Below are 22,368 nucleotides of genomic sequence, written 5' to 3'. Positions count from 1 at the left end.
CACAGAATAGCAAAAACACTGGATATTTATTCAGTTTATTTTTTGTGCCATAATGATGCGTTTCTGCTGGTCGTGCTGGCAAGGCATGGCGAGTGTTGTTCAATCCGGGAAAGGTGAATGGATAAGATCGAAGTCCGCGGTGCGCGCACCCATAATTTGAAGAATATCAACCTGATCATCCCTCGCGATAAGCTGATTGTGGTCACCGGTCTGTCGGGTTCCGGGAAGTCGTCGCTGGCGTTTGATACGCTATATGCCGAAGGTCAGCGCCGCTATGTTGAATCGCTCTCGGCCTATGCACGTCAGTTTCTTTCATTAATGGAGAAACCGGACGTTGACCATATTGAAGGTCTTTCGCCCGCCATTTCTATTGAACAGAAATCGACTTCGCACAACCCGCGTTCAACGGTCGGTACCATTACCGAAATCCATGACTATCTGCGTCTGTTGTTTGCCCGTGTCGGTGAACCGCGTTGCCCCGATCATGATGTGACGCTGGCGGCACAAACCGTGAGCCAGATGGTGGACCAGGTGTTGGCGCAAGAAGAGGGCCGCCGCCTGATGCTGTTGGCGCCAGTGGTAAAAGATCGCAAAGGCGAGCACACCAAAACGCTGGAAAACCTTGCGGCTCAAGGTTATATCCGTGCCCGTATCGACGGTGAGGTTTGCGATCTGTCTGATCCACCGAAGCTGGAACTGCAGAAGAAACACACCATTGAAGTCGTGATTGATCGCTTCCGCGTGCGTGACGATCTGGCGACACGTCTGGCGGAATCCTTTGAGACCACGCTGGCGCTGAGTGGCGGCACCGCCATTGTGGCGGATATGGACGACAGTAGCGCTGAAGAGATGCTGTTCTCCGCTAACTTTGCCTGCCCGATTTGTGGCTACAGCATGAGTGAACTGGAACCGCGCCTGTTCTCGTTCAACAACCCGGCCGGTGCGTGCCCAACCTGTGATGGTTTGGGTGTACAGCAATATTTCGATCCCGATCGTGTGGTGCAAAACGGCGAGCTGTCACTGGCGGGAGGCGCGATTCGTGGCTGGGACCGCCGCAACTTCTATTACTTCCAGATGCTGCGTTCATTAGCAGAGCACCTCGATTTTGATGTCGAAGCCCCGTTTAACAGCCTGAGCGACAAAGCGCGCGAGGTGATTTTATACGGTTCCGGCAAAGAGAATATCGAATTTAAATACATCAACGATCGCGGCGACACCTCAGTGCGTCGTCATCCGTTTGAAGGTGTGTTGCACAACATGGAGCGCCGCTACAAAGAGACGGAATCCAATGCTGTGCGTGAAGAGCTGGCGAAATTCATCAGCAACCGCTCCTGCACCAGCTGCGAAGGCACACGTCTGCGTCGTGAAGCGCGTCATGTGTTTGTCGAGAACACCAACTTGCCGACCATCTCAGAGATGAGCATCGGTCATGCTACGGACTTCTTCCGTAACCTCAAGCTCAGCGGCCAACGCGCGCAAATCGCTGAGAAAATTTTGAAAGAGATCGGCGATCGCCTGAGTTTCCTGGTCAACGTCGGTCTGAATTACCTCTCAATGTCACGTTCCGCGGAGACCTTATCCGGTGGTGAGGCACAGCGTATTCGTCTGGCAAGCCAAATCGGTGCGGGCCTGGTGGGCGTGATGTACGTGCTGGATGAGCCATCGATTGGTCTGCATCAGCGTGATAACGAGCGTCTGCTCGGGACGCTGATTCACCTGCGCGATCTGGGTAACACTGTGATTGTGGTGGAGCATGATGAGGATGCAATCCGCGCGGCAGACCATGTAATTGATATCGGCCCTGGCGCGGGCGTCCACGGTGGTCAGGTGGTGGCCGAGGGTGATGTGAATGCCATTATGGCAAACGAAGCCTCATTGACCGGCCAATATTTGAGTGGCAAACGCGAAATCGCGATTCCCCAACAACGCGTGAAGGGTGATCCCGCCAAAGTCCTTAAACTGACCGGCGCACGTGGCAATAACCTGAAAGATGTGACGCTGACGATCCCGGTAGGCCTGTTTACCTGTATCACTGGCGTGTCGGGCTCGGGTAAATCAACGCTGATCAACGATACCTTGTTTCCGATTGCTCAGCGTCAGCTCAATGGTGCCACTACCACTGAAGTTGCCCCGTATCGCGAGATTGCTGGTCTGGAGCACTTCGATAAAGTCATCGATATCGATCAGAGCCCAATCGGTCGTACACCGCGCTCTAACCCGGCCACCTACACCGGCATTTTCACGCCGGTACGTGAACTGTTTGCCGGCGTGCCGGAAGCGCGTTCGCGTGGTTACAATCCGGGTCGTTTCAGCTTTAACGTGCGTGGCGGACGCTGTGAAGCCTGTCAGGGCGATGGCGTAATCAAAGTCGAGATGCACTTCCTGCCAGACGTTTACGTGCCTTGCGATCAGTGCAAGGGCAAACGCTATAACCGTGAAACGCTGGAGATTAAATATAAAGGCAAAGGCATTCACGAAGTGCTGGATATGACCATCGAAGAAGCACGTGAGTTCTTCGATGCGGTGCCAGCGCTGGCACGTAAGCTGCAAACGCTGATGGATGTAGGTCTGTCATATATTCGCCTCGGTCAGTCGGCTACCACGCTCTCCGGTGGTGAAGCCCAGCGCGTGAAGCTGGCGCGTGAGCTGTCGAAGCGCGGCACCGGGCAGACACTTTACATCCTGGATGAACCGACTACCGGTCTGCACTTCGCCGATATCCAACAGCTACTGGAAGTGCTGCATCAGTTGCGCGATCAGGGCAATACCATTGTGGTGATTGAGCACAACCTTGATGTGATCAAAACCGCTGACTGGATTGTTGATCTCGGTCCTGAAGGCGGCAGTGGCGGCGGGGAAATTCTGGTTTCGGGCACACCTGAAACGGTTGCCGAATGTGAGAAATCCCACACCGCGCGCTTCCTGAAGCCGATGTTAAAGAAGTGATTTTACCAGGTGCGCATCAATGCGCACCCTACATTTTGTATACTGTTTATCCGTAGGGTCGCCATTAATGGCGACCGCTGTTTCAGACATTCCTTTCAGCCAGATTCCGCAGCAAAATGCAGAAACAGGCAAGAATCAGACAACTTCAGGCATATACGCTTTCTCCCCCGCTGACTATCCTTATACCGTTCCTTTTTAGCGCAACCCAACGCGCCTTTATCCCTTCAGCTCACTGAACGGGATCCCGCAATAAACTCACGACACACCCGATTGGAGACACCATGAATATTACGCATGCCTATGCCGCACAGGACGCGAAATCTAAACTCGCCCCGTTCGACTATAAGCCGCGCGAGCTGCGCGCTCATGATGTGCAGATTGAAGTGTTGTACTGTGGCGTTTGCCACTCCGACCTGCATACTGCGCGCAATGAATGGAAAAACACCATTTTCCCTGTAGTGCCAGGCCATGAAATTGTTGGACGCGTGACCGCAGTTGGCGCGCACACCCACAAATATAAAGTGGGCGATTTGGTCGGTGTTGGCTGTATGGTTGACTCCTGCCGCAGCTGTCCGAGCTGCCAGGAAGGACTGGAGCAGTATTGCGAAAATGGTTTTGTTGGCACCTACAATGGTGAAGACCGTGAAACCCGAGCCATCACTTACGGCGGCTACTCCACCAGCATGGTCGTTGACGAGAGTTTCGTTCTGCGTATACCGGAAAACCTCGACCTGGCCGGTGTTGCGCCCCTGCTGTGCGCCGGTATCACCACCTATTCTCCGCTGCGCCACTGGAATGTAGGCCCAGGGCAGAAAGTCGGTATCGTCGGTCTTGGCGGCCTCGGCCATATGGGTGTGAAACTTGCCCATGCCATGGGCGCACATGTGGTGCTGTTCACCACCTCTCCATCAAAAATTGAGGATGGTAAACGTCTCGGCGCCGATGAAGTGGTGATTTCAAAAGATGCCGATCAGATGGCACAGCATACCAACAGCTTTGATTTCATCCTCAACACCGTTGCTGCTCAGCACGATCTTAACCCGTTTATTGCCCTGCTGAAACGCGATGGCAACATGACATTGGTTGGCGCGCCAGAGCACGATCACCCAGCACCACAGGTGTTCAACCTGATCTTCAAACGTCGCAGCATTGCCGGTTCACTGATTGGTGGCATCGCTGAAACTCAGGAGATGCTGGATTTCTGCGGCAAGCACGGTATCACTTCAGACATCGAGCTGATCGCCATGAACCAGATCAACGAAGCCTACGAACGTATGCTGAAAAGCGACGTGAAATACCGCTTCGTGATTGATATCAACACCCTGCGTGAAGAGTCTGCGGCTTAATTAGCGCGAATCTTCATCATGGCTGATGCCCGCCGCGCGTGTGGCGTCAGCCTGTTGCCAGGAAGCATCCACCAGATAATAGATCTGCGAATCCTTTAGTGAACCATCCAGCCACAATGTACTCCAGTGCGTCTTATTGAGGTGCTCGCTCGGAAACACATCGCTGTGCTCCTCTCGTAGTAAATCCGCAAGAGCAGGCGAGGTTTTTAACGACAGCGCCGGACGCCCTTTTGCATCATGCACCATGGCAAATAGCACACCCTCGCTTTTGATTTGCGTGGCATCCCATTCATTTTTATAGGTTTGCTCCGCGCCCGGTTTGCTCATACAAAAAGTCAGTAAATCCGAAGTGTTCATGCTGTACTCCCTTTCATCGATGGGCAGATAACTGCGCGGCATTCCGCCTGCCAGAATCATAACGTCATCACACCGTTTAAGTGTGCAGCATGTCGCCAAAAGGTAAAGGCCAGCTCGGCAGATTAGGGCGATAAAAAAACCGCCAGCCCGAAGGCATGGCGGTTTTTATCTTGCTGCGAGGTGTATTTACATCACGGCAGCAAAGGCTTCAGCGACCTGATTCACGTTACGGCTATTAAGGCCGGCAACGCACATACGGCCGCTGGCGATCAGGTAGACGCCGAACTCATCACGCAGGCGATCAACCTGCTGCGCACTCAGACCGGTGTAGCTGAACATACCGCGCTGCTTCAGCAGGTAATCGAAGTTTTTTCCCGGCAGCTTGGTGCTCAGCACGTTAACCAGTGCCTGACGCATTTCGATGATACGCAGACGCATCGCTTCCACTTCTGCCAGCCAGTTGTTCAGCAGAGCTTCGTCGTTCAGCACGCAGGAAACCACCTGAGCACCGAAGTTTGGTGGACTGGAGTAGTTACGACGCACAGTGGCTTTCAGCTGACCCAGCACGCGTGCAGACTCTTCTGCGCTTTCGCACACAATCGACAAGCCGCCAACACGTTCGCCGTACAGCGAGAAGATTTTCGAGAACGAGTTGCTGACCAGTGCAGGCAGGCCCGCAGCGGCAATCGCGCGGATGGCATATGCATCTTGTTCCATACCGGCACCAAAGCCCTGGTAGGCGATATCGAGGAATGGAATCAGCTCCTGCGCCTTCAACACTTCAGTGGTCTCATCCCACTGCGCGTCAGTCAAATCTGCGCCCGTCGGGTTGTGGCAGCATGGGTGCAGCAACACGATGGACTGCTTTGGCAGTGTCTTCAGTTTGGCAATGAAGGCATCGAACTTCACACCGTTGGTTTCCGCGTCGTACCACGGATAGGTGTTCACCTCGAAACCGGCACCGTTGAAGATCGCGACGTGGTTTTCCCACGTTGGGTCACTCACCCACACGTTGGAATGCGGGAAATAACGCTTCAGGAAATCTGCCCCCACTTTTAACGCACCAGAACCGCCGAGCGTCTGAATAGAAGCAATACGTCCCGCTTTCAGCATTGGATGTTCTTTACCAAACAGCAACGGGGCAATGGCGTTACGGTAAGGTCCCAGGCCTTCCATCGGCAGATAGAGCGAAGCCTGATGCGGCTGCGCCTGCAGGCGCTCTTCGGCTGCAGCAACGGCCTGTAGCTGAGGAATGATGCCCGCCTCGTTGTAATAGAGGCCGATGCTCAGATTCACTTTGTTGTCACGCGGATCCTGTTTGAAGGTTTCCATCAGCGACAGAATCGGATCGCCAGCATAAGCATCAACGTTTTGAAACACGGTGCAGATCTCCATGATTGGTCATAAAAAGTCGGTAAAGAGGCGTCATCAAACCATATAACGGCCAGGACGGTGATTCATTGCGATGATGAGATTAAGTATCACCGCACCTGCGATAGAGGCCACCAGCATCGGCAGCGACACCACAAACAGTGATGCGAGTACCACGCAGGTATCCACCGCCATTTGCAGTTTGCCCGCGCGCAGACCGATGCGGTCTTGCAGCCAGAGCGCCAAAATATTGATACCACCCAGGCTGGCTTTGTGACGAAACAACACTATAAACCCAATACCCATCACCACGTTACCGAACAATGCCGCATAAAAGGGATTTAGCGCAGAAAAATGAATGAATAACGGATGTAAATGCGTAAACAGCGAAACCAGTCCAACGGCGCAGAAGGTTTTAATGGTGAATTCCCATCCCATACGGCGCACCGCCAGCCAGTAAAACGGCAGGTTGATCAGGAAAAATGCGCTGCCGAAGGAGAGCGGTGTCAGATAGCTGATTAAGAAGGCAATGCCTGCGGAGCTGCCCGTCAGCGCGCCCGCCTGTTTCAGCATAATCACGCCAAATGAGACCATTAATGTGCCGAGCACAATGGCCAGCGCATCTTCAATCAGCGAATGAGGAACTTTGGTAGGTTGAACGACGTTATCCATGGATTAATCTCAGTGCAAATGATGCGGTTCAAATGCAAAAAACGCACCACATAGGCGACGTCTAGTCGCCACCCATGTGGTGCCAGCGATTATCCAATTGATAACTAAGGCGCTTTTATTGCAGATTTTTGTGCATCAATTAATGAACCAGCAATCAATTCATGCACAAATCTGTTTCTGGTGCGCGTTTTTCGCATTTTTCAGCCAAATATTGCGCCAGATTAGCACATCATGCACTTTTTTGGCGCGTTTTGTGCTCAGGGATCATCATCAAACCGTTCTCTTTTAATCGGTTTAAAACTACGGAAGTCTTCACATGCGCCACGCTCTGATGCCCCGCCACTAATTGGCTGATCAACGCGCTGAGTGACGCCAGATCGGCGACGGCAACTTTCAGCAGATAATCGGCATCTCCGGTGGTTTTGAAAGCATCAACAATGGCGGCTTCCTCCTCCACCATGCGATGGAAACTCGCTTCATAATCAGGTGTGTGATTTTTCAAACGCACTTCAATCAAGCCCACCATTCCGAGACCCACGGCGTCCGGCGAGAGCCGTGCGTGATAACCCAAAATGAGGTTTGCCTGTTCAAGGTTGATGCGGCGGCGTGAACATTGGGACGCCGAAAGACCGACTAAATCACTGAGTTCCTGATTGGTGAGGCGGCCGTTAGATTGTAATAGTGTCAATATCTTAAGGTCGTAATCGTCTACCTGGGTCATTCTGTTTCCACAGCGTATTAAGGGGCGCTTTGGTACAGATAACCTGATTAAAGCCGGGGTTGTCCAACACTATTTTCTGATGACGTGAATTGCATGCACAAATCGTGCATGCAACGGGCATGAAAGGATTATTCGTCGTCGTAAGAGGGTCCAGCGTAGTTATCAAATCGTGACCACTGACCGTTAAAGGTCAATCGTACGGTGCCGATCGGCCCGTTTCGCTGTTTACCGAGAATGATCTCCGCGATGCCTTTCAGATCGCTGTTTTCGTGATAAACCTCGTCGCGATAGATGAACATGATCAAGTCGGCATCCTGTTCGATCGATCCGGATTCACGCAGATCTGAGTTCACTGGACGTTTGTCCGCTCGCTGCTCCAGAGAGCGGTTGAGCTGCGACAGTGCCACCACCGGCACATTGAGCTCTTTCGCCAGGGCTTTCAACGAACGCGATATCTCGGCAATCTCCAGCGTACGGTTATCCGACAGCGACGGCACGCGCATCAATTGCAGGTAGTCGATCATGATCAAGCTCAGACCGCCATTTTCACGGAATACACGGCGTGCGCGTGAGCGGACCTCCGTTGGCGTCAAACCAGAAGAATCATCGATATACATGTTCTTCTTCTCCAGCAGGATCCCCATGGTAGCGGAGATACGCGCCCAGTCTTCATCTTCCAACTGACCGGTTCGAATACGGGTCTGATCCACACGTGACAGTGAAGCCAGCATACGCATCATCAATTGTTCGCTGGGCATCTCAAGGCTGAAGATTAATACCGGCTTATCTTGCAGCATTGCCGCGTTTTCACACAGGTTCATGGCGAAGGTGGTTTTACCCATCGATGGACGCGCGGCAACGATAATCAGATCCGAGCCCTGTAGACCGGCGGTTTTTTTATTCAGGTCCTGATAGCCAGTATCGACTCCTGTGACACCATCGTGCGGCGTCGACACCAGCGCCTCAATACGCGATACCGTGGCTTCCAGAATCTGCTCAATGTTCTGCGGGCCTTCATCTTTATTCGCGCGCTGTTCGGCGATTTTGAAGACGTTGGATTCGGCGAAATCGAGTAGATCTTCGCTGCTGCGGCCTTGAGGATCATAACCCGCATCGGCAATTTGATTCGCCACCGAGATCATTTCGCGCACCACCGCACGTTCACGTACGATATCCGCATAGGCACCGATGTTCGCGGCACTTGGGGTGTTTTTCGCTAACTCTGCCAGATAGGCAAAGCCACCCGCCATCTCCAGCTCACCTAACGTTTCCAGCGATTCGGATAAGGTAATCAAGTCAATCGGCTGGCCCATTTCCAGCAGGCGCTGCATTTCAGAGAAGATCATGCGGTGCGAGCGGTTGAAGAAATCTTCCGCGACGACGCGCTCAGAGACGTTATCCCAGCGCTCGTTATCCAGCATCAACCCACCGAGCACCGACTGCTCCGCTTCAATGGAATGCGGCGGCATTTTCACGCCTTCCAGCTGCCGATCGCGGGTTTCGTTGGATTTGTTGGTGGGTTTATTTCCTGCCATAGTGAATGCATTACCGATCGTGAAAGGGACGCGCAAGTATACCGTCCCAGGATGAACAATCACAGGAGTCAGAATGGCAAAGCGTATTCAGTTCAACCAACACGGTGGCCCGGAGGTGTTGCAATGGGTCGATTTTGAGCTGGCCGATCCCAGCGAGCATGAAGTTCAGGTCGAGAATAAGGCGATTGGCATCAACTACATAGACACCTATGTACGCAGCGGACTCTATCCGGTGGGCGCGTTTCCCTCTGGCCTTGGCACCGAAGCGGCGGGCGTGGTCAAACGCGTGGGCTCTGCCGTGACACGTTTTAAGCCCGGCGACCGGGTGGTGTATTGCCAGGCCACGCTGGGGGCCTATAGCGAGCTGCATAATGTGGCGGAAGATCGCCTGGTGATCTTGCCAGACAGCATCAGCTTCGAGCAGGGCGCCGCCTCATTCCTGAAAGGGTTAACCGTGCAATATCTGCTGCGCCAGACCTATAAAGTGAAAGCGGACGAGATCTTTCTGTTCCACGCGGCGGCCGGTGGGGTGGGTTTGATTGCCTGCCAGTGGGCGAAAGCGCTGGGTGCGCATTTGATTGGCACCGTCGGGTCGGCTGAAAAAGCGAAAATTGCCAAAGATGCAGGCGCATGGGCGACGATTAACTACCGGGAGGAGAATATTGCCCAACGCGTCAGCGAATTGACCAACGGCGAGAAAGTGGGCGTGGTGTATGACTCCGTCGGGAAAGATACCTGGGAACCGTCGCTCGATAGCCTGCGCCGTCATGGCTTGATGGTGAGTTTTGGTAATGCGTCAGGGCCGGTAACCGGTGTCGATCTCGGCATTCTGAACAAGAAGGGATCGCTGTTTGTTACGCGCCCTTCGCTGTTTGGATACATCACCAACCGTCAGGAGCTCGACAGCGCCAGCAATGAACTTTTCTCACTGATTGCCAGCCGCGCCATTCAGTTGAAAGTGCCAGAAGAGCAGAAGTTTGCCTTGAGCGATGCCGTACGCGCGCATCAGGTACTGGAAAGCCGCGCCACACAGGGCTCAAGTTTACTGATCCCCTAAAAGTTAAGGGCTTCCCGAAGGAAGCCCTTTTTTTCTTTCTTTTTATAGTTCGCGCTGGTGTAGGGTCAGCGGCGATGAATTCGTTTGAATTACTTTACGCATCCTGACAGAAAACATAAGTAAAAAATATGTTTAAATGCAGATTTGTACTAAGCAATTATTCACTCTGTGATCGCCCCCGCATTTAGCGCCAGCCATTCCTGTCTAAGTGACTGATTTTTCTTTTCAGTCTGTTCAATTTAGCTTCACCACTTGGTGTGGTAAATGCGCGGTAAAGCCAGACGGCGACCACTGCCAGCACCAACCATGGCAACAACTTGATAACAAGTGCAAACAATCCGCCCAGGAACATAACGACGGTGGCGACGATCAATGCCGCAATGACACCCAGCAATGAGACGCCGGTCAACAGCAGCATCAGAAAAAAGCCGATAACAAATAAAATTTCCACGAAGGCTCTCCTGTGTAAGTAACACAGTGTGCATTACAAGATGCGTGCCAAATTAGAAATTTAGGTAATGTGTTGAAAATCAAGGAAAAGATTGAGGGTTAAGCTAAATGCAGTGATGAGATTCACTAAGTTGTGGCGTGATAAAAACCACATCTTAACAGCTTAATGATTCCTGATAATGTTCAAGGGCGGCCTGAAGGCCGCCCCTACGACGTCAGATAACGTGAGATCACGCTTCTTGTGGAATTCTATCTGCCACTAAGGCTAGTGCCGCTTCCAGCACACGAACATCCGCACCCGGTTTATGCGCATTTTCACTTAAATGACGGCGCCACTGACGTGCGCCCGGAATGCCCTGGAACAGACCCAGCATATGACGAGTGACGTGACCAAGATAGGTTCCCTTGCTGAGTTCTGCTTCGATATAAGGATACATCGAACGCACCACGGCAACCGGATCCACCAGCGCACTGTCGCGACCAAACAGCTCACGATCCACCTGCGCCAGAATGCCGGGGTTTTGATAGGCTTCGCGGCCCATCATCACGCCATCCATATGCTGCAAATGCGCTTTTGCTTCTTCCAGGGTTTTAATGCCGCCATTGATGGCCATGGTCAGCCCGGGGAAATCACGCTTCAGTTGGTAAACGCGTGGATAGTCGAGCGGTGGGATTTCACGGTTCTCTTTCGGGCTCAAACCCGAAAGCCAGGCTTTGCGGGCATGAATAATAAAGGTGCCACAATTTCCCTTATCCGCCACGGTGCCAACGAAATCACACAGGAATTCATAACTGTCTTGCTCATCAATACCGATGCGCGTTTTGACCGTCACCGGAATGCTCACCACATCGCGCATGGCCTTAATGCAATCAGCGACCAATGCCGCATCAGCCATCAGGCAGGCACCAAAACGGCCGTTCTGGACGCGATCGGAAGGGCAACCGACGTTGAGATTGATCTCATCGTAACCCCGTTCCTCCGCGAGTTTTGCGCACTGCGCCAATGCTGCAGGATCGCTGCCACCTAACTGCAACGCGAGCGGATGTTCCTCTTCACTGTAAGCGAGATAATCACCTTTGCCGTGAATGATAGCGCCCGTGGTCACCATTTCGGTGTACAGCAGTGTATCGCCGCTTAACTTGCGGTGAAAATAACGACAGTGGCGGTCGGTCCAGTCCAGCATCGGGGCGATGGAAAAACGTTGCGAAGAGAAAGTATCGGTCATGAAGCGCAGCAAATCCGGAGTGAGTTAAGTGATGACAATCTGCGCAATGATACCACAGTAATAACGGGCGACACAGCCGCCCGTTACTCAGATTACACCGTTGGTGCGGTGGAGGTAGATGAAGCGGACTGGGATCGTTCGCCCACTTTGACCGGTGCGGTTTCACGGGTGTGGAACGCGACCCACGTCGAGATGACACCCAGCAGTGAGAACATCACCGCAGGACCAATCCAGCCAACCATGCCGTAAACACCCGTGGCGATAAAGGGCAACAATCCCGCCACGACCGAAGCGCCGTTGTACCCCAGTGAAATGCCGGAAGATCGCACATTGGCCGGGAATTGTTCAGAAAACCAGCTTGATTCCACCGCAAAGATAGGGTCATGGCTAAACAGCAGTGACATCGCCACGGCAACAATCACCATCATCACAGCACCCGTATTAATCAGCATAAACATCGGGATACCAAACAAAATGGTGAATATGGCCCCGATGAGGAAGACAGGACGACGACCAACCTTGTCACTGAGAGCGCCATACAACAGGTGACTGCCCAAACCGAGCGCCGAGCCAATCAACGTGCCCCACAACACATGGCGTGTATCGGTGATTTCCGCCAGCACAACATAAGAGAGCATAAAACTGGTGGTGATGTAGTAGCCGCCGGTCTCCGCCAAACGCAGCCCCATAATTTTTACAATGGTGCGCCAGTCACGGCGGATCACTTCCAGCGCCGGTTGCTGAACAATCTGTTTGTCTGCTTTGGCTTTTTCAAACTCGGGTGATTCCGCCACCTGCATACGAATAAAGATGCCGATGGCGACCATTACAAACGAGATCAGGAACGGCATGCGCCAGACCCAGTCACCTTCAAATAACGCAGCAGAGAGTAAGAACGAGCCATTCGCCAACAGCAGACCCAGCGGAATGCCGAGTTGCGGCACCGCACCATAAAAACCGCGTTTTTTGGCTGGCGCATGTTCGAACGCCATCAAAACGGCACCGCCCCACTCTGCGCCAAATCCGATCCCCTGGATCATACGTAATAAGATCAACAAGATCGGCGCCAGTACGCCGGCCTGCTCATAGGTCGGCAATGCACCTATTAATACGGTGGCTCCGCCCATGGCTAACAGCGACCAAAACAGTACGGTCTTACGGCCATAACGATCGCCAAAATGCCCTGCCAGATAGCCGCCGAACGGACGCATCAGGAAGCCAACCGCCAGAGTCGCAAAGGCCGCGAGAATGCCAACGATCGGCTCTTGCGTGTGGAAAAAGATTTTGCCGAACCAGGCCGCAGCCGCCGTGCCGTAGATGAAGAAATCATAGCTCTCTACCGCTGAGCCAATCATGGAAGCAAAAGAGACCTTTGCAGCGTTATCACGGGTGTTAGTAGGTACAGAAGTCGTGTTCATGTGTTACCCCGGTATTATCGTATTTATCGGGCAGCAGTGAAGGAGTGGTTAATTTGCAGGTTTACTCCAGGTTTCGATCACTCTGCTGTCATCACGTTGCCCCAATCCGGCATCTGCTGCCGCCAGATAACGAGCATGAGCGACCTGTAACAGCGGAACCTCAGCGTGACAGGCGGTCGCCGCCTCTGCCACTAACCCGCTATCTTTCACAAAGATATTGATGGCGCTGGACACCGCGACGTCCGTACCTTCCAACATGCGCGGGCCGCGATCTGACAACATCCATGACCCCGCAGCGCCGCGTTCAACCAGCTTGAGTACTTGCGCCGGTTCTAACCCCAGCGACTGTGCAAGGCTTAATGCTTCCGCTGCCGCCACGATATGCACCGAACACAGATGCTGATTGATCACTTTGATCCCCTGACCTTCTCCCACCTCAGCCCCGACGATCGACACCGATCCCATGGCGGTGAGCACCGGTTCAACAGTCGCAATCGCGGCGGGGGCCCCCGAGGCAAAAATCACTAACTCCCCGGTGCTGGCGCGAGCCGTCCCGCCCGTCACCGGGGCATCAATCACCTGTGCACCGGCGGAAATCAGTGCGGATGCGGCCTCACGCACTGCCTGCGGCCCCACGGTGGACATAATCACCCAGTGCTGCCCGGCGACCTGTGGTAACGCTTCAGCCACCAAGGCCTGCAGCTGTTGTGGTGTAGCAACCATCACGACCACCACATCCGCTTCGGGCGCTTCGGTGATGCGGCTTACAGCTTCAATGCCTTGCGCCTGTGCACGTTGACGCGACGCTTCGAAAACATCCACCCCGATGACCGCATGTCCTGCACGTTGAATCTGGCAAGCCATCGGGACGCCAATCGCCCCGGTGCCAACAAAAATCACCTTCATACTTTTCTCCTTACGCACCGTTATGCCAGCCAGACGCGGATCGCGCTGACCATGGATTCAGTGGAAATTCCGTAGCGATCGTGCAATGTCGGCAGCGCACCAGCATCCAGGAAACGATCCGGCAAGCCGATATGACGAAATGCAGGCATCACCTGGGCGTGCATTAATGTGGTTGCAACGGCCTCACCTAACCCACCCACTACGCTGTGATTTTCGACCACCACCACCAGCCGTCCAGCACGGCGGCACTGGGAGACAATCGTATCAACGTCCAGCGGCTTAATGGTCGGCACATGCAGCACTGCCACGTCCACATTATCTGCCGCCAGTGCTTTAGCCGTTTCCAGTGCACGCATGGTCATAATGCCGCTGGCGATCAGCAGGACATCGCGGCCCTCGCGCAGCAATTTGGCTTTGCCCAATTCAAATTGGTAATCGTATTCATCCAGCACCAGCGGCACTTTGCCGCGCAGCAGGCGCATATACACCGGCCCTTGATGGTCGGCGATGGCGGCAACCGCCTGTTCGGTATCCAGCGCATCGCAAGGATCGACAATGGTCAAACCTGGAATGCCTCGCATCAACGCAATGTCTTCTGTTGCCTGATGGCTTGGGCCATAGCCCGTGGTTAAACCGGGTAACGCCGCACAAATCTTCACGTTGAGCTGCTCTTCTGCAATCACCTGATGAATAAAATCATAAGCACGGCGAGTGGCGAACACGGCATAGGTCGTGGCGAAAGCCGTCATGCCTTCTTTTGCCATGCCGCCCGCCGCGCCCATCAACAGTTGCTCCGCCATCCCCATCTGGAAATGGCGCTCCGGATATGCCTGCGCGAAAATGTGCAAGTCGGTGTATTTCGACAGGTCCGCAGTCAAGCCTACAATCTCTGGTCGGGATGCGGCCGCTTTGACCAACGCATGCCCAAAAGGCGCGGCAATCGTCGGTTGCCCTTCAGCCGCAATCGATGCAATCATGGCTGAAGTGGTTAAACGCGGCTTTTTCTCTACGGTTTCGCTGCTCATTGTGCGTTCTCCTGCGCCTGGTCGAGGATGGCAATGGCTTGCTGCCACTCTTCAGCATCAACCCGAATAAAGTGATTTTTTTCACGCGCCTCTAAGAACGGCACGCCTTTGCCCATTAAGGTATCCAGTAAAATGACGCGTGGTTTTGGCTCTTTCAGCGCACGCGCCTGGTCAAAAGCCGTTTTTACCGCCGCAATGTCATTGCCATCGACACGCTGCACATGCCAGCCAAATGCCTGCCACTTATCTGCCAGAGGTTCAAATCCCATCACCTTGCCGGAAGGACCATCCGCCTGCTGCTGATTAATGTCTACCAGCACAATCAGGTTGCTGAGTTGATGATGTGCTGCCCCCATCGCCGCTTCCCAGGTCGCGCCTTCGTCCAACTCACCGTCAGACATGGAGTTGTAGACAAATGCAGGGTTGCCTTTATGGCGAAGCGCCAGCGCCATGCCAACGCCGATAGTCAGCCCTTGTCCGAGTGAACCTCCGGAAATTTCCATGCCGGGTGTGTAGGTCGCCATCCCCGACATCGGCAGACGACTGTCGTCCGCACCATAGGTTTCCAGTTCCTCTTCAGGGATGACACCCGCTTCAATCAACGCGGCATAAACCGCAATGGCATAGTGACCATGTGACAGCAAAAAGCGATCGCGTCCTTCCCACTCCGGTTCGTCGGCACGGTAATTCATCGCATGACACCAGGCGACGGCCAACATATCGGCCAGTCCCAACGCCTGGCCGATATAGCCCTGGCCCTGTACTTCGCCCATTTGCAACGCATAGCGACGGATACGGTACGCATGCTGTGCCAGGCGCTCTGTGGCGGTGACTTCAGGTTCTGCAAGAGTCGTCATATCTGTTCCTGAATGAGGTGAGAGCAACAAAGTTGGCAAGCAATGGAGCAATCTGTCATGGTGAAAGGTGCGGCCTATTCACGTGTCATTTTCACCTACTTGCCGTTTAGCAGCAGATTAACCAGCCTGATAAAGCCGGGACAAAAGCAAAAAATGCATCAACTGTTGAATAGGATTCACCAATGACATTACTGAGAAAAGCGCCTCTTTCGTTGTTACGCGCCTTTGAGGCGGCTGGTCGAACCGGCGCTTTTACCGCTGCGGCAAAGGAGTTGGATTTATCCCCCAGCGCGATCAGCCATGCGATACGCAAGCTCGAAGAAACGCTGGAAACACGCCTGTTTCAACGCAGTACGCGTGAAATCATCCTGACAAAAGAGGGCGGCGTGTTGCTGGAACACATCCAGCGAGGCTTTGATGAGATGCAACGTGGACTTGCGTTGGTCACCGCTGATGAATCGCGTCCTTTACGACTGCATACGGCACCCAGCTTTGCCCATCAATGGCTGCTGCCACGCTTGGGTCGCTTTATTCAGGCCCATCCGCATATTGATTTGCGCTTATCAGCCAGCACAGAATATGCCCGGTTTGAGCAAGATGATTTTGATTTGGATATTGTTTATGGTGAGCCGCGGCCCTCACCTTACGAGAAGATCCCGCTGGCGGTAGAAGAGCTGACACCGCTCTGTTCACCCGCCATTGCCGCGCAGATTCAAAAGCCAGAAGATCTTTATCATCAGCCCTTGATCCAATGCGATGTGCAGCTTTACCAGTGGAAAGGATGGTTTGAAGCCAATAACCTGATCCCTCCACGTCACTACGGTCTGCGCTTTGACCGCAGTTTTATGGCGATTGCGGCTGCTGTGGATGGGCTTGGCGTGGTGCTGGAATCGAAGTTACTGGCAGAACGAGAGCTGGCAAGTGGTCGTTTGGTGTGTCCCCTGATTGAGACGACTCAGGAAATCCACTATATCGGCCACTATCTGGTGTTCCCTCGTCATCAACATCGCCATTATGCTCTCGACAGTTTTAAAGACTGGCTACTTTCCCAGCTCAATCTGGCCCAACTGCGCTGATTGATTACGATCACATATTCCCGGCGATGAAAAAAAACAGGCCGCACATTGGGACCTGATTTTTGTGAGATTGTTCACGTCTGAATAGTGAAGATGTTACCCAGATGTGAATTAAGTGGATTAGAAGTTAAATCCGAGCTGCAACATACCGCCCCAGGTATTGTCATCACCCACCGAACCGGCGAGATCCAGATGAACCGTGTTGTTAAACGGTGACACACCCAGACCAGCGGTAAAGACGTTAGTGTCGTTAGATTTCATATCCGCACGATAACCCGCACGTAAGGCCAACCACTCCAGCACGCGATATTCAGCACCCACGCCCGCATACTGGCTGCTCTCTTCAGACTTAAAGCGTTTGGTTTCAGTCAGATCAACATCACCAGCCAGCGTGAACGCACCGTAATTCCATGCCACGCCCGACGTGACCAACGGACGGATTTGGTAGGTATCGCGATAGCCTTCCACCGTTTTCGTATCAATATCACGTGAAATCAGGTTCTGACCGGTGACACCCACTGTCCAGTGGTCGCCAAAATCGGTTGCGACACCGGCATCAATGTTGAAGCCAGTGTCAGAGCTGCGGTACTGACTGTTGTTGATGTTACTTTTATCGAAGTTATAAATACTGGCGGTGTAGTTGTACAACCAGGTTTTCTGCAATTTCGGGGTAACGCCTACTGAAACCGGATGACCGGCAACGTTGAACTCATGGGCCAGTGCAACGCCGTAGTCGGTGACTAATGCTGCCAAACCGTTACCGCTGGACGTTAATTTATCCTGGTCGCCTGGCAAAGGAATCACCGTGCCGTCTGCGACACCGCGCAGATAAGTGATATCACTCTGGGCAACATTGGCCTGCACATGTGCTGTACCGTAGGCTTTGGTGATAAATGCAAAGGGCAGCGTTTCATTTGGCACGGTAACCGCAAAGGCTACACCCGCAGTGCCATGGGCTTTATCACCCTTTAAACCTTCCAGCTGATTAGCCATATCCCCGGCGGCAGCCTTGAGTTCTGGATAGCCTCGCAGATAATCGGCAAACGTCAGATTATCAATCACGTCTTTGTAGCGATCGACGCTGTCGCTGATGTCATCGACTTTGTTAATTAATTTATCGGCGTCCGTAACCTGAACACCCGCCGAAGGGAAAATAATGCTGACGTTATCTTCAGGTTTGGCTTTGGTCATCAATGCCGGGTTGGCCAGCACCGCCGAACTCCAGGTGGATGAGGCGACGCCCGTCCCCCCCATTGCATCGTTGCGTGCGTCATACCATGTACCCGCTGCCAGAGCTGAAGAAGAAAGAAATACCGCATTCAAACCAACAAGATAAGCAACTTTTTTGTGCCTGAATATTGTCTTCACCATGAGCCTGCCATCACCTTTGAAATGTCGCTGAATCACTCAGAAACGAAACAGTTTAGTTAGCCGCTATTCTGAACCCTGGCTAACGCATCATTGCTGTGAACTAAAAGGAAATAGCACTGCTATTCACAGAATTGGCTGCGCAGACACCATTCTGCTGTTTTGTTATGCAGAAAAATGAACAATACGTAAATTGATACCAGAAATTACTTAAGACCTTTTGAACCTTAGACGCTAACCCGGTGAGTTGCAAAGCAAAATCAGGACGGTTTTTATGCTATCTGGCTGATCTAATAGAGAGTATGAAATTGCTGGAATGGATAAGAGTTGCAGAATGGGAAAGTTAATTCATTGATTATCGTGGGTTTTCTTAGACAACATAAGAACAAAAAGCAATCACAGCAGGGTAAAAGTTTGTGTGATAAAATAACATCGCCTGCAACCTGGAGAATGTTTATGTCAAACCTCACGCCCGCACAACTGCTGACTCAAGCAGAATCACTTTGCCTTGATCGCGGCGTGCGCCTGACCACTCAACGCGCTGAAGTGCTGCGTCTGATGGCCGAGCAAAATGGTTCGATCAGTGCCTATGACCTGTTGGATCAACTGCGCATCAGTGAACCGCAGGCTAAACCGCCAACGATTTACCGTGCACTGGATTTCCTGTTAGAACAAGGGTTTATTCACCGCGTTGAATCTAACAACAGCTACGTGGTGTGCCATCATTTTGACGAACCAGCCCATACCTCAGTCATGCTGGTGTGTGACGGCTGTGCGGCTGTCAGTGAGAAACATGCTCATGGGGTGGAAAAAATCATCGCGGGTTTGGCCGATCAGGCAGGTTTTTCACTGCGTCATACCGTCATTGAAGCGCATGGGTTGTGTGAAAATTGTGCAGAAGTCGCCGCGTGTAAGCACCATGACAGCTGCGATCATGACCATGAAATTGAGAGTAAAAAGAAGGTAAGAAAAGGGTAGTTGGCACTTCCTTGTGCCGTGCCGACGGGTGATCGGCGGGGTAGGAGCATCATCCTTAAAGCGGCTGCTTACCAACGGTAGTCATTATTGTGACTTTCCCAGTCTTTGACTTCCGCTTCGGCTTGCTCTTTCGCATAGCCATAACGTTCCTGAATTTTGCCGACAAGCTGATCGCGTTTACCTTCAATGACGGTCATATCGTCATCCGTCAGCTTGCCCCATTTCTCTTTCATCTTCCCTTTGAATTGCTTCCAGTTACCGCTCGCTTCGTCTTTGTTCATCATAATCCTCCACGTCATCCTGAGTGAGATAAGATGATCCCCTATAAAAGCAAGGAAACATCTACACAACGCGCTACTCATTTGCGCCGTTTGAGATAATTATAGTACCCAGCGTGGATTGCGCAAAAAAATACAGAATAATCTGTAGGTTACGCTTCGCTTATCCCGCACTGAACCAGGTGTCACGCTGCCAGTGACGACGCCACACCCACCACAGCGTTACGCCTCGCAACGTAAGAAACACCGTTACCGCCAGCCATAAGCCATGGTTTCCCAACCAGGGGAGTGATAGCAGAGCAACGCCATAACCCACCGCTGCCATCACCATGCTGTTGCGCATTTCGCGTCCGCGCGTGGCACCAATAAACATGCCATCCAGCAGATAGCACCATACGCCGACCAATGGCAGAATCACCTGCCAGACTAAATAGCGATCGGCTATTTCACGCAGTGTCTCCAGCGAAGTGAGCAGCGCCACGATATATGGACCGGTAAAGGCGTATATCAGGGCAAACATTAACGCGACAATCCCCGCCTGACGGCAGGCTGCATGCCAGATAAGTAATAATCGGCTGCGATCTTTTGCCCCGACAGCCTCCCCTGAGCATGCTTCGACCGCATAGGCAAAGCCATCCAGCGCGTAGGCGGTAAAGGTGAGGAACATCAGCAATACCGCGTTGACTGCCACCACGTCTGGCCCGATGCGCGCGCCCAACAGAGTGAGAGAGGCAAAGCAAATCTGCACCATCAGCGAACGCAGCATAATGTCGCGATTGAGCCGGAACAGGCGCGCAGCATCACCGCGCCAGCTTTGCTTGAGCAGCGTAAAATGGATACCGCGCAGCCTGAGCACGCGCGCTACCATCCATAAACCGACTCCCAGCGTCACATATTCTGCCAATGCGGTTGCCGCCGCAGCCCCCGCCACGCCCCAGTGCAGTTTCAGTACGAAGAGTAAATCGAGCAGAATATTGGCCAGGTTCCCAACGATCAGCAGCACCATGGGCGCCCTGGCATACTGCACGCCTAGCAGCCAGCCAAGAATCACCAGATTGGCCAGTGTGGCCGGCGCGCTCAGCCAGCGAATTTCGATAAATATTTGCGCCTGCTGCTGCACTTCTGGGCTACCGCCCATCAACGTTGCCGCGAGAGTGCTCGCAGGCGTTCGCAGCAGCGCAAACGACAAGCCTGCAACCAAAGCAATCAATAAGGGTTGTATCAACGCGCGCGCCAGTGCGGTTTTATCATTGGCACCAAAGGCCTGGGCCGTCAGCCCGGTGGTGCTCATGCGCAGGAATAGCAGCAGCATAAAGATGAAGCTGGTCGCTGTAGTACCGACAGCCACGCCGCCCAGATAAATAGGACTATCGAGATGACCAATCACCGCCGTATCAACCACGCCGAGCAGCGGGACAGTAATATTGGAGAGAATCATCGGCAGCGCCAGCCGCCAGAGTGCTTTATCTGAAGAGGAAAACAGCCGCATCCGCCCGTTCCGTTGTTGCGAAGATCAGCCTGATTCCTCACGCTGAACCACAAAAGTCCGACGCAAAGAATCAGTACTTCATACTGCGATAAGCGCTACCGCAGCGGGGGAGTTCAAAAAGAGATTAGAGCCATTCTCCGTTACGCACGATGCCCACAGCCAGACCTTCAACGGTCAGAGACTGTTCACGCGTATCGACCACGATCGGCTGGAAATCGGTATTTTCGGGCAGCAGATGTACAATAGCGCCCTGCTTTTTCCAGCGTTTTACGGTGACTTCATCATCAATACGCGCCACCACGACCTGGCCATTACGCACTTCCTGAGTCTTATGCACCGCGAGCAGATCGCCATCCATAATCCCGATATCTTTCATCGACATTCCGCTTACGCGTAACAGGAAATCAGCGTTAGGTTTGAACAGATTGGCATCAACCTGATAGTGCGCTTCGATGTGTTCCTGCGCGAGCAGCGGCTCACCGGCGGCTACGCGGCCAATCAGCGGTAAACCTTCGCTGACTTCTTCTTCCATCAGCAGACGAATACCGCGTGAAGCACCCGAAACAATTTCGATAACACCTTTACGCGCCAGCGCTTTCAGATGCTCTTCAGCAGCATTGGGCGAGCGAAATCCCAGTTGCGAAGCAATTTCCGCACGCGTTGGCGGCATGCCCGTCTGGTTAATATGGTCGCGAATCAGATCATAGACCTGTTGCTGCCTTGCTGTTAACGCTTTCATCCCGCCCCCTGGTTGTTTATACAGTCGCTGTGAGTATATACAGGTATTGGCGAAATGAAAACCAAAACAGCGGCGAATTAGCGCAGCGCGGTGAATCTGGAATGGCTATCGCAAATGGGACCAGAGCAGTGTGATCCAGACAAACAGGGCCAGCAAGATAGCCAGTAATACCGCCGCTGAACCCATATCTTTTGCGCGTCCTGCCAGCGGATGCCGCTCTTCGCCGATGCGATCCACCACCGCTTCGATGGCGCTGTTAATTATTTCAATAATGATCACCAGCACCACTGAGCCAATCATCAGCACACGAGAAATGACATCGATATCCAGCCAGCAGGCCACGATAACGGCGATCACTGCGGCGATCGCTTCCTGACGAAATGCCGCTTCATTCTGCCAGGCAGCGCGTAACCCCTGCCAGGAATAACCGGCTGCATTCACTATTCTTTGAAAACCGGTGACATTATTTGCCATGCTGGTGGAACCCTTGATTGATTTTGACGTCAATTTCTCGGCAGCCTGAGGTGGTGTCACCACAGATCTTCGCTGCACT

General features: G+C 53.0%; 21 protein-coding genes. 5 read left to right on the top strand and 16 right to left on the bottom strand.

The genetic code is table 11. The features are described from left to right. The first annotated feature begins 117 nt into the window (after window positions 1–117). Complete coding sequence (gene uvrA / locus ACPUC8_RS17365; protein WP_039331645.1) at window positions 118–2,946, top strand: excinuclease ABC subunit UvrA; 2,829 nt, start codon at window positions 118–120, stop codon at window positions 2,944–2,946. A gap of 281 nt (window positions 2,947–3,227) precedes the next feature. Next, window positions 3,228–4,292, top strand: a complete 1,065-nt coding sequence (locus tag ACPUC8_RS17360; protein WP_494926893.1) for an NAD(P)-dependent alcohol dehydrogenase — start codon at window positions 3,228–3,230, stop codon at window positions 4,290–4,292. On the opposite strand, the gene ACPUC8_RS17355 is transcribed toward ACPUC8_RS17360, so the two are convergent. The 5 genes from ACPUC8_RS17355 to dnaB all read right to left on the bottom strand — a co-directional run bounded on the left by ACPUC8_RS17355 (window position 4,293) and on the right by dnaB (window position 8,948). Beyond that, a complete protein-coding gene (locus ACPUC8_RS17355; RefSeq protein ID WP_039331739.1) occupies window positions 4,293–4,649 on the bottom strand; it encodes an MmcQ/YjbR family DNA-binding protein in 357 nt (118 codons plus the stop codon). 186 nt (window positions 4,650–4,835) lie between these two features. Continuing rightward, window positions 4,836–6,029: an amino acid aminotransferase gene (locus ACPUC8_RS17350; protein ID WP_102136038.1), complete on the bottom strand. Its 1,194-nt coding sequence runs from the start codon at window positions 6,027–6,029 to the stop codon at window positions 4,836–4,838. A 48-nt stretch (window positions 6,030–6,077) separates the two neighbouring features. Continuing rightward, window positions 6,078–6,692, bottom strand: coding sequence for a YitT family protein (locus ACPUC8_RS17345; RefSeq protein WP_039331650.1), 615 nt, complete (start codon window positions 6,690–6,692; stop codon window positions 6,078–6,080). A gap of 229 nt (window positions 6,693–6,921) precedes the next feature. Further along, window positions 6,922–7,413 carry an Lrp/AsnC family transcriptional regulator gene (locus ACPUC8_RS17340; protein WP_039331651.1) on the bottom strand — a complete coding sequence of 164 codons (492 nt, stop codon included), beginning with the start codon at window positions 7,411–7,413 and terminating at the stop codon, window positions 6,922–6,924. 128 nt (window positions 7,414–7,541) lie between these two features. Continuing rightward, window positions 7,542–8,948: a replicative DNA helicase gene (dnaB, locus tag ACPUC8_RS17335; RefSeq protein ID WP_039331652.1), complete on the bottom strand. Its 1,407-nt coding sequence runs from the start codon at window positions 8,946–8,948 to the stop codon at window positions 7,542–7,544. 73 nt (window positions 8,949–9,021) lie between these two features. On the opposite strand from dnaB, the gene ACPUC8_RS17330 reads away from it, so the two are divergent. After that, window positions 9,022–10,005, top strand: a complete 984-nt coding sequence (locus ACPUC8_RS17330) for a quinone oxidoreductase (protein ID WP_039331653.1) — start codon at window positions 9,022–9,024, stop codon at window positions 10,003–10,005. A gap of 184 nt (window positions 10,006–10,189) precedes the next feature. On the opposite strand, the gene pspG is transcribed toward ACPUC8_RS17330, so the two are convergent. From pspG to ACPUC8_RS17300, 6 genes are all read right to left on the bottom strand, one after another. Continuing rightward, complete coding sequence (gene pspG, locus ACPUC8_RS17325; protein WP_283228779.1) at window positions 10,190–10,456, bottom strand: envelope stress response protein PspG; 267 nt, start codon at window positions 10,454–10,456, stop codon at window positions 10,190–10,192. Window positions 10,457–10,685: 229 nt separating this feature from the next. After that, entirely contained in the window at window positions 10,686–11,681 is a 996-nt protein-coding gene (gene dusA / locus ACPUC8_RS17320; protein WP_494926892.1) for a tRNA dihydrouridine(20/20a) synthase DusA, read from the bottom strand. A 92-nt stretch (window positions 11,682–11,773) separates the two neighbouring features. After that, complete coding sequence (locus ACPUC8_RS17315; RefSeq protein ID WP_058969679.1) at window positions 11,774–13,099, bottom strand: MFS transporter; 1,326 nt, start codon at window positions 13,097–13,099, stop codon at window positions 11,774–11,776. 48 nt (window positions 13,100–13,147) lie between these two features. Next, window positions 13,148–14,005 (bottom strand): NAD(P)-dependent oxidoreductase, encoded by an 858-nt coding sequence (locus ACPUC8_RS17310; RefSeq protein WP_494926891.1) that lies wholly within the window; start codon window positions 14,003–14,005, stop codon window positions 13,148–13,150. A 20-nt stretch (window positions 14,006–14,025) separates the two neighbouring features. Next, the gene (locus ACPUC8_RS17305) at window positions 14,026–15,030 is read right to left on the bottom strand and encodes a transketolase family protein (RefSeq protein ID WP_494926890.1); all 1,005 of its coding nucleotides are present in this window, start codon (window positions 15,028–15,030) and stop codon (window positions 14,026–14,028) included. Beyond that, window positions 15,027–15,887, bottom strand: a complete 861-nt coding sequence (locus ACPUC8_RS17300; RefSeq protein ID WP_494926889.1) for a transketolase — start codon at window positions 15,885–15,887, stop codon at window positions 15,027–15,029. The genes ACPUC8_RS17305 and ACPUC8_RS17300 overlap by 4 nt, the downstream gene beginning before the upstream one ends. Before the next feature lie 182 nt (window positions 15,888–16,069). Here ACPUC8_RS17300 and ACPUC8_RS17295 point away from each other — a divergent pair, with 182 nt between their 5' ends. Then, a complete protein-coding gene (locus tag ACPUC8_RS17295) occupies window positions 16,070–16,963 on the top strand; it encodes a LysR substrate-binding domain-containing protein (protein WP_058969686.1) in 894 nt (297 codons plus the stop codon). A 120-nt stretch (window positions 16,964–17,083) separates the two neighbouring features. Here the strand turns inward: ACPUC8_RS17295 and ACPUC8_RS17290 are convergent, their stop codons facing one another. Then, window positions 17,084–18,334, bottom strand: coding sequence for a conjugal transfer protein TraF (locus ACPUC8_RS17290; protein ID WP_058969688.1), 1,251 nt, complete (start codon window positions 18,332–18,334; stop codon window positions 17,084–17,086). 453 nt (window positions 18,335–18,787) lie between these two features. Between ACPUC8_RS17290 and zur the strand changes: the two genes are divergently transcribed. After that, window positions 18,788–19,309 (top strand): zinc uptake transcriptional repressor Zur, encoded by a 522-nt coding sequence (gene zur, locus ACPUC8_RS17285; RefSeq protein WP_039331658.1) that lies wholly within the window; start codon window positions 18,788–18,790, stop codon window positions 19,307–19,309. Window positions 19,310–19,377: 68 nt separating this feature from the next. On the opposite strand, the gene ACPUC8_RS17280 is transcribed toward zur, so the two are convergent. The 4 genes from ACPUC8_RS17280 to ACPUC8_RS17265 all read right to left on the bottom strand — a co-directional run bounded on the left by ACPUC8_RS17280 (window position 19,378) and on the right by ACPUC8_RS17265 (window position 22,289). Continuing rightward, window positions 19,378–19,590 carry a CsbD family protein gene (locus ACPUC8_RS17280; protein ID WP_494926902.1) on the bottom strand — a complete coding sequence of 71 codons (213 nt, stop codon included), beginning with the start codon at window positions 19,588–19,590 and terminating at the stop codon, window positions 19,378–19,380. Window positions 19,591–19,750: 160 nt separating this feature from the next. Further along, on the bottom strand, window positions 19,751–21,076 hold the full coding sequence (gene dinF / locus ACPUC8_RS17275; RefSeq protein ID WP_494926888.1) for an MATE family efflux transporter DinF: 1,326 nt from the start codon (window positions 21,074–21,076) through the stop codon (window positions 19,751–19,753). A gap of 124 nt (window positions 21,077–21,200) precedes the next feature. After that, on the bottom strand, window positions 21,201–21,815 hold the full coding sequence (lexA, locus tag ACPUC8_RS17270) for a transcriptional repressor LexA (RefSeq protein ID WP_039331664.1): 615 nt from the start codon (window positions 21,813–21,815) through the stop codon (window positions 21,201–21,203). Between the two features lie 105 nt (window positions 21,816–21,920). Next, window positions 21,921–22,289 (bottom strand): diacylglycerol kinase, encoded by a 369-nt coding sequence (locus tag ACPUC8_RS17265; protein ID WP_039331667.1) that lies wholly within the window; start codon window positions 22,287–22,289, stop codon window positions 21,921–21,923. Window positions 22,290–22,368 lie beyond the last annotated feature (79 nt).

It is taken from the genome of Pantoea sp. CFCC18177 (assembly GCF_059412425.1).
Note: the sequence above shows the minus strand (reverse complement) of the source record. Positions and strands in the feature narration are given on the sequence as shown.